Source organism: Actinomyces sp. B33 (genome assembly GCF_028437565.1).
Lineage (GTDB): Bacteria > Actinomycetota > Actinomycetes > Actinomycetales > Actinomycetaceae > Pauljensenia.
The window spans coordinates 73,224-85,063 of record NZ_JAMRYR010000002.1 but is presented as its reverse complement, the minus strand read 5'-3'; the positions used below and the strand labels follow the sequence as shown (position 1 = coordinate 85,063).

Sequence of the window (11,840 nt, the reverse complement as noted above, 5' to 3'; positions counted from 1 at the left end):
CGGCTCCTCATCCGTCGACTCGGACGGGGGCGCTGCGCGCCGAGACTCCCAGGGCCCCTACCGGCCAGGTCGCCTGCAGGGGGGCGGTCGCCGCGTCGGCGTCGATGAGGAGGACCGCCCGGATCGGCGCGTCCGAGGTCAGGGAGGAGTCCTCCTCCGGCAGGTCGAGGACGCGGGCGGTCCCGGCGCTCATCTCGATCCTCTCGTCGCCGAGCGCGACCCGCGCCGGGGCCTCGTCGGCGATGAGGAGCAGTCGGGCGCGGGACGGTCCGGCGCCGGACGGGGTGTCGACGGCGGTGGCCCGCAGGGCCGGCGCGTCGAGCTGGGCGGCGACGAGACGGGAGATCTGCGCGGAGCCGGGCAGGGCCGCCTCGGTGGACGCGGTGACGGGGCCCAGGTGGCCGCGGCTGGCCCAGCGGGCGTCTGCCTCGGGCCACTGCTCGCCCTCGAGGACCACCGAGGCCGAGGCGACGACGGGGGCGTCGGATTCGATGAGGAGGGCGACCGGGTCGGGGCCGGAGGCGATGCCGCCCATGGGGATGTCGAGGACGGTCGAGGCATCGACGTCGACGTCGGCGCCGGGCACGGGGCGCGTGGAGTCGCCGTCGATGACGGAGACGGCGACGTGAGCGGGGTCCGCCCCGGGAACGGCGATCCTCACGGAGGCGCGCCCGCGGGGGTCGAGCCCGCCGATGACCTGCCGGTCCAGGGGCCGGGTCGGGCTGATCCAGGAGGCTCCGCGCGGGGTCTCGCCGTCGAGCGAGGAGTATTGGGCCCAGGCGACGACGCCGGCGCCGTCGGCGGCGATGTTGAGGGCGAGCCGTTCCTCGTCGGGGAACCAGCCGGCGACGAGGACGGTGAGGGTCTGCCCGGCGGGCACGGTGACCTGCTGGGGGGTCTCGTCGATGAGGCCGGTGGCGCCGTACCCGGTGACGGAGACGATGGAGGCCGTCTGGGCCGAGTTCGACAGGACGAGGAGGAGGTCGTCGCCGACCGTCGTCGACCCGCCGACGACCCATTGGTCGAGGGACGCGGAGGCGCAGGACGTGGCGGACAGGCCGAGGAGCTCCCCGCCTCCCTGCCCGGCGAGGACGAATCCCGAGGGGACGTCGAGTCCGCCGTCGTCGGCGTGGGCCTCGAGGACGCGGGGGGCCTCGTCGTCGGCGCCGATCCCGGTGGTCGTCCACGCGGAGGCCGGGGCGGCGGGGGCGGCGGCGTCGAAGGGATTGAGGACCCCGGGCGGGCAGGCGAGGGCCACGGAGGCCGGGGACGCGGAGTAGACCGCGGGGGCGGGGGCCTCGGCGGCGACGGGGGGCGCCCACCGGTCGGCGGCGGCGGCCCCGACGATCGCGGCGAGGGCCGCGAGGAGGCCGGCGGCGGCGGGGAGACGGTGTCGGAGGCTCATCGGCGCCTCCGGCGCAGGGGCAGGGCGAGGGCGGCGGCGGCCCCGAGGGCCGTCAGGGAGGCGATCCGCCAGGGCAGTCGCCACCAGGGGCTGTGGTCGACGACGAGGCGCCCGGGGCCGGGGACCGCGAAGGCCTGGTGCCAGGCGGACGGGACGGGGTCCAGGGGGGCGCCGTCGAGGGCGGCGCGCCATCCGGGGTCCGCGCGCTCGGCGAGGAGGAGGGTCCCCGCCGCATCGATGTCGGCGTCGACGCCGAGGCTCCCGCCGGCGACCGGCGTCCATCCGGCGGCGCCGGAGGCGAGTCGCGCGCGGGCGGGCACGAGACCCCCCGGCCGCAGGCGCCACACCTGTCCGGCGTCGGTCGTCCCGACGCGTTCGAGGCCGGGGGCGCGGTTGAGGGATTCGGCGAGGGAGGGGGCGGCGTCGGCCCCGACGGGGACGAGGACGGTGTCGACGCCGTGATCGGCGAGGGCCGCGACGGTCGTCTCATCGGGGTAGACGGCGAGGGTGAGGGCGAGACGGGCGAGGTGGTCGGCCGCCTCGTCCGGGCCGTCGAGGCCGGTCAGGCGCGAGAGGGCGGAGGCGTCGGTGATCGACGGCCCGGAGCCCCGCCACAGGGCGACGTCGACGCCGCCGTCGTCGCGCCCGGAGAGGACGAGGACCCGTCCGGCGCGGTCGGACGCCTGGGCCTGGGCGGAGACCGCGGAGATCATCGGGACGGGCAGGCCGGCGACGTGGCGGCCCGCGGCCCTCGCGGTCGTGTCGAGAGCGGCATCGGCCCCGGCGTTGTGGAGTCGGGCGAGGACCGGGCCGGACAGGGCGACGGCGGCGACGAGGCCGAGGGCCAGGCCGATGCGCCCCGTCGTCCTCATCGCCTCGGAATCCCACGCGGCGCCGGCGGGCAGGGCGAGGAGGACGGCGGCGAGCAGGCCGAGGCCGGCCAGGGACAGGGCCGGGGAGTCCCAGGCGCGCGCGATCTGGCCGTGGACGACGGCGACGGGGACGCGGGAGATCATGACGGCGGTCCCGAGGAGGACGGCGGCGCCGACGAGTCCGAGGACGGGGCCAAGGGCGCGGACGCCCCCGGGCCGGGGCCGCAGGGCCATCAGCCCGACGGCGGTCAGGGCGGCGAGGAGGAGGGCGCCGGACGAGGCGAGGAGGATGAGGCCGAGGGGCTCCCAGTCGGGGGCCGAGGGCAGTCCGAGGACGGTCTGCCAGGCGGCCGGCTCCCCGGTGTCCCCCGCTCCCCCGCCGGTCGTCACGAGGGCGCGCCATCCGCCGTCGGCGCCAAGGGCCGACACGGCCATCGGGCCGACGAGGACGATCCCGGGGATCAGCGCGACGAGGAGGCCGCGGGCCCGGGCGCCGACGAGCGCCAGGGCGAGGAGGGCGCCGCCGAGGAGCGCGACGCCGGTCCAGGGGGCGCAGGCCATGAGGACGGCGCAGGCCAGGGCGAGGACGCCGAGGGAGCCTCCGAGTCTCCGACGCGGCAGGTCGATCGGGCCGAGCGCGCCGTCGGCGCGGACCCGCGTCGTCAGGCCGAGGACCGACAGGGCGGCGGCCGCGGCGAGCGGGGCGGCGATGTGGAAGAGGACGCCGGCCAGGCGCCCCTCGTACTGGGAGAGCGCCAGCGCCGGCCAGGCGGCCCACGTCAGCGCGCCGCCCGCACGGGCGTACGGCGAGGCGGTGAGTCGACTGACGAGGGGCCAGACGGCGGCGGCGGACAGGGGCGCCGCGGCGACGAGAAGGCCGACGGCCTGGGAGTCGGGCGAGGTTCCCAAGAGGTGGAGGGGCCACGTCACCAGGGCGAGGACGCCCAGGAGGGGGTCGGCGGGCGAGGGCCGGCCGTCGCCCCCGGGGGTCCAGGACGCCCAGGCGGCGTCCCACAGGTCGTTCCACGAGGCGGGCAGGCTCGTCCAGGCGCCGCCGGCGAGCCCGGCGCCCCCGCCCCACCAGGTCGCCACGGAGGCGATGGAGGTCGCGACGAGGACTGCGGCGAGGAGCGCGAGGCAGGACGCGCGGTGCGACCGCAAGGAGGCCGAGGCGAGGGAATCGGCGGGCTCGTGCTGGGCGCGGCCGCCGTCCCGGGCGGTCCTGCGGTCGAGCCGTTTGCGGGCGGCGAGGGCGCGGGGGCTGATCTCGAGGGGCCTGAGCACCCGCGCGGGCACGGCGGCGGCGCGCCGGGCCCGCCAGCGGCCGGCGATGAGGGGGCCGGTCGCGGCGACGACGCGCAGCCATGCGACGATCTCGGGGACGGCGAGGCGGCCGTCGCCGGTCATGGCCCGTCCGATGGCGCGGGCGGGGGTCCAGACGACCAGCCATGCGCCCAGGAGGGGGACGAGGGGTGCGGGGGCTGCTTTGAGCCAGTTGTAGAGCTGGGCGTAGCGCCGGTCCGCGTAGGAGGCGTCCGTTCCGGCGCCGTTGTCGTAGGAGGCCTGTCGGTGGCGGATCCGGGCCCGGGGGGCGACGACGACCCGTTTGCCGGCCCGGTGGAGGCGGCGTCCCAGGTCGAGGCCGTCGCCGAAGGGCCCGAGGGCGGGATCGGTGCCCCCGGTGAGGGCCCAGGCCTCGGGATCGATGAGCATCCCGGCGGTGCCGACGGCCAGGACGTCGCTCGTCGCGTCGTACTGGCCCTGGTCGATCTCCCCGTCGGTCGTGCGTTCGAGGCGGCGGGCGCTGCGGGTCGCGAGGATACCGACCTCGAGGAGGCGCTCGCCCTCCCAGTCGAGCTGTTTGGGGCCGACGGCGGCGATGGTCTTCCCCCTGTCGGCGACCTCCCACAGTTCGAGGAGGCAGTCGGGCTCGGGGGCCGAGTCGTCGTGGAGGATCCACCACCAGCGGGCCCCGGTCAGCTCATCGGGGGCGTCGGGAGAGGCGACGGCCCGGCGGATGGCGTCGCCGAGGGTGCGCGCGCCGGGGACCGTCAGGACGAGCGCGGATTCGGGCGCGGACCGGGCTCCGTCGCCGCCGGGGGAGGCGTCGACGAGGATGACGAGGTCGGGCGCCATCGTCTGCTCGTCGAGCGCGCTGACAACCGCTCGACAGTAGTCGTCGCGCCCGTCGGTGACGACGAGCGCGGCGATGCCCGTGCGCGGGCGAGGGGTCACCCTGCCAGACGGCGCAGGCGGCGCCGTTCGCGCTCGGACAGGCCGCCCCAAATGCCGAAGCGCTCGTCGTTGGCGAGGGCGTATTCGAGGCACTCCTGACGGACCTCGCAGGACTGGCACACGGCCTTGGCCTCGCGGGTGGAGCCGCCCTTCTCGGGGAAGAAGGCCTCGGGGTCGGTCTGGGCGCACAACGCGTGCTGCTGCCAGGCCAGGGGCCCGTCGGCCAGGGAGAGGACGTCGACATCAGATGCGCCGGACCATGCGATCGGCCCGTCACCCAGGATGTTCCACACGATGTCGTCTCCTCATTGCGATTGCGTCAATATGAGAATTACACGCGTGTCATCCTCGCAAGTCAAGCGGGCGAGGACTAATGAGATGAGTCCCGCTCCGACGGCGCCCGCCGCCTCCGGCATCCGCTCCGATCCGCCGAGGAAGGGCCGGAATCGGCGCGATGACGGCGCCGACGCTACGCTCGGAGCGTGACCGACCTCCCCGCCCTCATCTCCTCCCTGGCCTCCTCCCCCGGCCCGGCGCTCACGGCGTACGCCCCCCACCGCGTCGAGCTGTCCGGCCCCGTGGCCGCGCGGTGGCTCGCGAAGATCGCGAACCTCCTCGCCGACGAGCTCGCCGACCCGTTCAGCCCCGATCCGCGACCGGGGCGTCTCCGAGCCGCCCTCGACCCGTGGCAGCGGGTCGTCTGGGAGACCGCCGCCCGCGGAATGGGCTGGGAGGTCCTCGGCTCCAGGCCGGGGCCGCGCCCGCTCGCCGGCGACGTCCTCGTCTCCCACGAGGACGACGAGGAGGTCGCCGCGGCGCTGGCGGCGGGCGCGTGGGCCCTCCTCCAGCCGCGGGACTTCCTCGCCTTCGGCTGGGACGGGGCCGACCTGCCCGATGGCGCGGTCGACGCGCTCGCGGCGATCATGTCCCAGCCCGACTCCCTCGTCTGCGCTCCCCCCACCCCGACGCCGTCCCTCGAGGCCGCGGTCGCCGAGGGGCTGCGCGGCGAGGCCCCCGTCGCCCCGGTCGGCGGGACACGAGTCGCCCTCGTGACGACCGGCCCCTCCTACCCCAGCCGAGTCCTCGACCAGTGGCTGTCGGGCCGCAGCGTCGTCCTCGTCGATCCCCGCTCGGTGGCGCCGGACGAGGCCGAGCGCGCGCTCGCCGCCGAGCGCGTCGACGGAGGCTGGGTCGCCTACTCGGCATGAGGCGCGCGCCCGCGCCGCCGGTCACCAGATCCCCAGGACCCGCCCCGCGGCCAATTGGAGCCCCTCGACGGGGTTGCGCCGGATCTGGCGCCATCGGCGGGCGAAGCGCAGGCGCGCGCCGAGGCCGCCGCCCTCGAGCTCGTCGATGAGGGCGGCGAGGTCCGCCCTGACCGGCTCGGGGTAGGCGTTGCACGCGGCGACCGCGCGAGCGGTCAGGAGGAACTGCTCGGCGTAGAAGCCCGAGCGCAGCCTCGACACGCGGGAGGCGAGCGCCCCGGCGCCGCTGTTGGCGCCCTGGACGTTCGCCGAGTGCTGCCGGTAGTCCAGGGTCGGCTCCTCCCCGATGACCCACGTCGCCCCGACGGCTCGGGCCAGGGCGTACAGGTACCAGTCGTGGACGCCGATGCCCGAGTGGTCCAATTCGGCCAGGACGCCGACGAGGCGCTCGTGCGCCGACGGGCTGAACACGTAGGTCGATCCCGGTCCGGCCGCCTCGAAGAGGTGGTCCCAGGTCCGTTGGGGCCCCGACTTGCGGATGAGGAAGCGCCGACCCTCCTCGTCGAAACCGGTGACGTTCGAGGAGACGACGTCGGCCCCCTCGCGCGCCATGAGGGCGAGCTGGCGGCGGAGCTTGTCGGGGTGCCACACGTCGTCCTGGTCGCAGAAGGCGACGTGGGAGCCGTCGGGGGCGTGCCCGGCGAACAGGTGGAGGAAGTTCTCGGCGACGCCGGGGGGGCCCTCGCGCGGGGGCAGGAGGGTCAGGCGCGAGTCGGCCCGGGCCCGGTCGACGAGCCGCTCGCGGGTGCCGTCGGTCGACCCGTCGTCGGAGACGACGAGGCGGGTTTCGATCCCTTCCTGGGAGAGGACGGAGTCGATCTGCTCGTCGATCCACCGGCGGCCGTTGTAGGCCGCCATGAGGACGGTGACGCGGGGCGCGGGCTCGTGGGTCATCGCGGGGCGGCCGGGTCAGTGCCCCTCGGCGGCGTACTTGGCCTCGACCTCGTCCTTGAGGGGGGCCCACCACGCCTCGTTCGCCTCGTACCAGGCGATGGTGTCGGCCAGGCCCGAGCGGAAGTCGGTGAACCGGGGCTCCCAGCCGAGCTCCTCGCGCAGCTTCGTGTTGTCGATCGCGTAGCGCAGGTCGTGGCCGGGGCGGTCGGTGACGTGGTCGTAGTCGTCGGCCGGGTGCCCCATGAGCTCGTTGAGGATGGCGACGACCTCTTTGTTGCTCGTCTCGCCGTCGGCGCCGATGAGGTAGGTCTCGCCGATGCGCCCCTTGAGGAGGATGTCCCACACGGCGGTGTTGTGGTCGCGCACGTGGATCCAGTCGCGCACGTTGAGGCCGTCGCCGTACAGGCGCGGGCGCACGCCGCGCAGGCGGTTGGTGATCATCCGGGGGATGAACTTCTCGATGTGCTGGTAGGGCCCGTAGTTGTTCGAGCAGTTCGAGATCGTCGCCTCGACGCCGAAGGAGCGGACCCAGGCGCGCACGAGCAGGTCGGAGCCGGCCTTGGAGGAGGAGTACGGCGACGACGGGTTGTAGGGGGTCTCCGGGGTGAACTTCGCGGGATCGTCGAGCTCGAGGTCGCCGTAGACCTCGTCGGTGGAGATGTGGTGGAAGCGGACCTTATGCCGGCGCACGGCCTCAAGGAGGGTGTAGGTGCCGACGAGGTTCGTGCGGATGAAGGGCGAGGGGTCGTTGAGGGAGTTGTCGTTGTGGGACTCGGCGGCGAAGTGGACGACGGCGTCCGCGTCGGCGACGAGCGCGTCGACGAGGTCGGCGTCGGCGATGTCGCCCTCGGCGATCGTCAGTCGGCGGGCCTGCTCGGCGTCGATGTCGGTCAGGGAGCCGCGGTTGCCCGCGTAGGTGAACTTGTCGAGGACGACGACGTCGACGTCGGGGTGGTCCTCGATCAGGGTGTGGACGAAATTGGCGCCGATGAATCCGGCTCCGCCGGTGACGACGATCTTCACTGCAACTCCTTGGACGGCTGGCTCAGTCCGATCCAGTATGCCGGATGCCGGGGCGCGCGGGAGCCCGGTGGGACCCGTTGTCGCCGATCAGGGGCGCCATCTGACCTGGAGGAGGTCCCGCCCCAGGGTGAGCAGTCCCCGCGAGCAGCGGGCGTAGCGGCCCGAGAGGGCCTCCCGGAGGATCGTCGGGATGCGCGCGAGGCGCCCGGCGGGCATGAGGCTGCGGGCCCGCTGGTGGGCGGCGGCCTCGTCGAGGCGGGCGCGGTCGCCGGCGCCGCCCAGTCCCCGGTCCCGGGCGTGTGCGGCGGCGGTCGTCGCGCGCGTCAGGCGGCGGCGGTCGTCGTCGGGGTCGGGTGCCGTCATGCGCCGGAGGCGCTCGACGAGCCCCTCCTTGCGCGCCCCGATCTGGTTGGCGCCGTGCTGGCGGTAGTCGGTCAGGGCCTCGGGGATCAGTCGCAGGCGGTGGTCGAGGGCGGCGAGGATCCCGAGCCATTCGTCGTGGATCCAGCCGTCGGGGACCGGGACCGCGGCGCGGGCGAAGTCGCCGCGCACGGCGCAGGTCGCGCCGGTGACGAGGTTGCGCCGCAGGAGGACGGCGAGGGCGTCGCCGTCGGCGAGCCCGAGCCGCTCGCGTCGGCTGGCGCGCAGCTCGTCGAGGAGGAGGGCGCCGAGGGGCCGCCCGTCGGCGTCGACGAGGCGGGCGTCGGAGTGGACGAGGTCGACGCCGTCGAGGCCGCGCAGGAGGCGCTCGACCTTGTCGGGATGCCAGACGTCGTCCTGGTCGCACAGGAGGACGACGTCGCCGGTGGTGGCGGCGATGGCGTCGGAGAAGTTCGCGGCGACGCCGAGGGCGGGGTCGTGGCGCCGGACGACGAGGTCGATCGGCGCGCCCGCGAGGAGCCCCTCGACGATCTCGACGGTGGGGTCCTGCGAGGCGTCGTCGCCCAGGACGATCTCATCGACGCGACGGGTCTGGGCGAGGATCGACTCGACCTGCTCGGCGATGTAGGGCGCGCCGTTGCAGGTGCACAGGGCGACGCTGATGCGCTCAGTCATGGTGTCTTCTTACCTCCGCTCCGCAGATGTCCGGGGCCTCGTCGGCCGCGTTCCGGGCCTCCTCAACGTAGCAGAGGAGCGGGATCCGGGATGGTCTACCACAATCATTGCGGTTCGTGCTATTTTGCTCGGACTAGCATCACCAGTCCCATTCTTCACCGGAGCACTCCATGCCACTGGCCACCACGAGCGCCCTCGCGCTCGCCGCCCTCCTCGCCCTCTCCCCGCTCACCGGGACGGCCTCCCCGTCGCCGACCCCCCGGGCGGGCGACGACGGGGCCTCCCCCGTGCAGATCGTCGAGCTGACGACGCCCGAGGGCGACCCGACCCCGGCGGCGACCGCCGCCCTCGAGGAGGACTCCCCCGTCGGCGCCTCGGATTCCTTCGACCCGGCTCGCGGGGCCGCCGTCCTCACCCTGCCCATCGAGGTCGAAGAGTTCCTCGTCGCCGGGCTGACGTGGACCGGCGGCCCCGAGGTCGCCGCCTCGATGCTCATCCGCGTCGAGAGGGACGGACTGTGGTCCAACTGGTTCGCCATCGAGGCCGAGTCCTCCCCCGTCGCCGACGGATCCGTGCGCAACGGCACCGAGCCCTTCATCACGGGCGGCGCCCGGGCCGTCCAGGTGCGCATCGGCGACGAGGGCTCCGGCCTGCCCGAGGACCTGCGCCTCGCCCTCGTGCCCGCCGACCCCGACGGCGAGGAGGAGGTCCTCCCCTCCGCCTCCTTGAGCGCCGTCGACGCGCCGTCCACCGGCCTCGCCCCCGATGCGGCCGACGACCCGGGCGCACCCGACCCGGCGCCCTCTGTGGCTCTCGAGCCGAATGGGACGGGCGTCGGCGCCTCAGTCGCCTCGCCCTCCCGCCTCGCGGCCCTCGTGCCCGCGACAACCACCGCCAACGACCTGCCCGTCGGCGTCACCTCGCGCGCCCAATGGGGGGCGGACGAATCCCTGATGACGTGGGATCCCGAGTACTACCCGACCGCCCACGTCGTCATCCACCACACCGCCGGGACCAACGACTACACGATGGACCAGTCCGCCTCGGTCGTCCGCGGCGTCTACGAGTACCACGCGAAGACCCTGGGATGGGGCGACATCGGCTACAACTTCCTCGTCGACAAGTGGGGACGGGCCTTCGAGGGGCGCTCCGGGTCGGCGACCGCCCCCGCCGGGCAGATGGTCGAGGCCGGCCACGCCCGCGGCTACAACAGGGGGACCATGGGCATCTCGATGCTCGGGACCTACACCTCCTCGGCCCCCTCCGATGCGACGATCCGCACCGTCGGTCGACTCGCCGGCTGGCAGCTGGGCCGCGCCGGGGCGACCAACGCCTCGGGCAGCGGCCTCTACGCCCACAAGGGGGCGACCCTGGCGCGCATCGTCGGCCACCGCGACGTCAACGCGACCGCCTGCCCGGGCGACGCCGCCTACGCGAGGATGGCGGACTTCCGCCACTACGCGCAGGAGACCATCGACGCCGCGCCCGCCCATCCCTCCGCCGTCGTCCAGCCCGCGCAGCCCCAGGCCCCCTCGCCCAGCGCTCCCACCGCGCAGTCCGACGCGCCCCAGACCCTCGTCTCCCCGACCCCCGACGGCGCCCCCGACCTGTCCGGGAGCGGAGCGTGGGCCCGCGACGCCGCTGGATGGTGGTGGCGCCTCTCCGACGGGCGCTACCCCGCGGCGGGATGGTCGACCATCGACGGCGCCACCTACCACTTCGACCGCTCCGGCTACACGAGCACCGGATGGCTCCGCCTCGACGGCTCCTGGTACCGCCTCGCCCCCTCCGGCGCCCTCGAACGAGGATGGGTCCTCGTCGACGGCTTCTGGTACCTCATGGACGACAAGACCGGCGCCCAGCTCACCGGCTGGCGGACCTCCTCCGACGGCTGGCGCCACTACGGCGCCGACGGGTCGCGGACCGTCGGCTGGCTCCTCGACCGGGGCTCCTGGTACTACCTCGACCCGACGACCGCCCTCATGCGCACCGGCGCCCTCGACCTGGCCTCCGGCTCCTACTGGCTCTCGCCCACCGGCGTCATGGCGACCGGATGGGTCGACACCGACGACGGCTGGCGCCTCCACGACGACACCGGCCTGCGCCGGACCGGGTGGGTGAAGGACCGTGGCACCTGGTACCACCTCAACCCCGACACCGGCCTCATGACGACCGGATGGCTCGAGGACCGCGGCACCTGGTACCACCTCAACCCGGACACCGGCGCCATGACGACCGGATGGCTCGAGGACCGCGGCACCTGGTACTGGCTCGACTCGTCGGGGGCCATGGCCACCGGGACCCGGACCATCGACGGGGTCGCCCACGGATTCTCCTCCACGGGGGCGTGGACCGGCCGCACCGCCTCGTCGACGGCCTTCGCCGCCGGTCAGATCATCTCCGACGAGAAGATGTTCACCGGGGCCACTATGAGCGCCGCCGCCGTTCAATCCTTCCTCGACGCCCGCAACCCCGGCTGCGTCGCCGCCCCCGACGGCACCCCGTGCCTCAAGGACTACCGGACGACGACGTCGACGATGACCGCCCCCCACTGCAGCGCCTATACCGGCGCCGCCGACGAGAGCGCCGCGACGATCATCGCCAAGACCTCCGCCGCTTGCGGCGTCAGCGCAGAAGTCCTCCTCGTCATGCTCCAGAAGGAGCAGGGGCTCGTCACCGCGTCGGGTGCCTCCCTGCGCTCGGGGGCCTCCCTGTCGCGCTACGACAAGGCCCTGGGGATGGGCTGCCCGGACTCCGCCGCCTGCTCCGCGTCCTACCGGGGCTTCGCCCCGCAGGTCTACTACGCGGCGTCGCGACTCGTCGACTACGGCGCCAACCCCTCGTCCTACTCCTACGCCGCCGGCGGCACCTACTCGATCGCCTACCATCCGAACGCCTCGTGCGGGTCCTCCCGCGTGACGATCTCCAACCGGGCGACCGCCGCCCTCTACAACTACACGCCCTACCAGCCCAACGCCGCGGCGCTCGCCAACATGACGGGCAGCGGCGACTCCTGCTCGGCCTACGGCAACCGCAACTTCTGGCGGATCTACCGCGGCTGGTTCGGCTCGACGCTGTAAGGCGCCCCGC

8 protein-coding genes are annotated in these 11,840 nt (G+C 74.6%); 2 read left to right on the top strand and 6 right to left on the bottom strand.

What is annotated here, in order from left to right:
• Positions 1-7: 7 nt before the first annotated feature.
• From M3T53_RS02865 to M3T53_RS02855, 3 genes are read right to left on the bottom strand one after another with little or no spacing between them, the layout of a single operon-like run.
• Positions 8-1,405: a DUF5719 family protein gene (locus tag M3T53_RS02865; protein ID WP_272432949.1), complete on the bottom strand. Its 1,398-nt coding sequence runs from the start codon at positions 1,403-1,405 to the stop codon at positions 8-10.
• On the bottom strand, positions 1,402-4,512 hold the full coding sequence (locus tag M3T53_RS02860) for a glycosyltransferase family 2 protein (RefSeq protein ID WP_272432948.1): 3,111 nt from the start codon (positions 4,510-4,512) through the stop codon (positions 1,402-1,404). Before M3T53_RS02860 ends, M3T53_RS02865 begins: the two co-directional genes overlap by 4 nt.
• Positions 4,509-4,778 (bottom strand): WhiB family transcriptional regulator, encoded by a 270-nt coding sequence (locus M3T53_RS02855; RefSeq protein WP_442866920.1) that lies wholly within the window; start codon positions 4,776-4,778, stop codon positions 4,509-4,511. Before M3T53_RS02855 ends, M3T53_RS02860 begins: the two co-directional genes overlap by 4 nt.
• A gap of 216 nt (positions 4,779-4,994) precedes the next feature.
• Between M3T53_RS02855 and M3T53_RS02850 the strand changes: the two genes are divergently transcribed.
• Positions 4,995-5,720 (top strand): TIGR03089 family protein, encoded by a 726-nt coding sequence (locus M3T53_RS02850; RefSeq protein WP_272432947.1) that lies wholly within the window; start codon positions 4,995-4,997, stop codon positions 5,718-5,720.
• 21 nt (positions 5,721-5,741) lie between these two features.
• Here M3T53_RS02850 and M3T53_RS02845 read toward each other — a convergent pair whose 3' ends face one another.
• From M3T53_RS02845 to M3T53_RS02835, 3 genes are all read right to left on the bottom strand, one after another.
• On the bottom strand, positions 5,742-6,671 hold the full coding sequence (locus tag M3T53_RS02845) for a glycosyltransferase family 2 protein (protein WP_272432946.1): 930 nt from the start codon (positions 6,669-6,671) through the stop codon (positions 5,742-5,744).
• 15 nt (positions 6,672-6,686) lie between these two features.
• The gene (gene rfbB / locus M3T53_RS02840) at positions 6,687-7,694 is read right to left on the bottom strand and encodes a dTDP-glucose 4,6-dehydratase (protein WP_272432945.1); all 1,008 of its coding nucleotides are present in this window, start codon (positions 7,692-7,694) and stop codon (positions 6,687-6,689) included.
• 87 nt (positions 7,695-7,781) lie between these two features.
• Positions 7,782-8,750, bottom strand: a complete 969-nt coding sequence (locus M3T53_RS02835; RefSeq protein ID WP_272432944.1) for a glycosyltransferase family 2 protein — start codon at positions 8,748-8,750, stop codon at positions 7,782-7,784.
• A gap of 170 nt (positions 8,751-8,920) precedes the next feature.
• Here M3T53_RS02835 and M3T53_RS02830 point away from each other — a divergent pair, with 170 nt between their 5' ends.
• Positions 8,921-11,830, top strand: a complete 2,910-nt coding sequence (locus M3T53_RS02830; RefSeq protein ID WP_272432943.1) for an N-acetylmuramoyl-L-alanine amidase family protein — start codon at positions 8,921-8,923, stop codon at positions 11,828-11,830.
• Positions 11,831-11,840 lie beyond the last annotated feature (10 nt).

Coding starts and splice junctions, on each gene's coding strand:
- M3T53_RS02865 (WP_272432949.1), bottom strand. CDS start 1,405: ATGAGCCTCCGACACCGTCTCCCCGCCGCCGCCGGCCTCCTCGCGGCC.
- M3T53_RS02845 (WP_272432946.1), bottom strand. CDS start 6,671: ATGACCCACGAGCCCGCGCCCCGCGTCACCGTCCTCATGGCGGCCTAC.
- M3T53_RS02835 (WP_272432944.1), bottom strand. CDS start 8,750: ATGACTGAGCGCATCAGCGTCGCCCTGTGCACCTGCAACGGCGCGCCC.
- M3T53_RS02830 (WP_272432943.1), top strand. CDS start 8,921: ATGCCACTGGCCACCACGAGCGCCCTCGCGCTCGCCGCCCTCCTCGCC.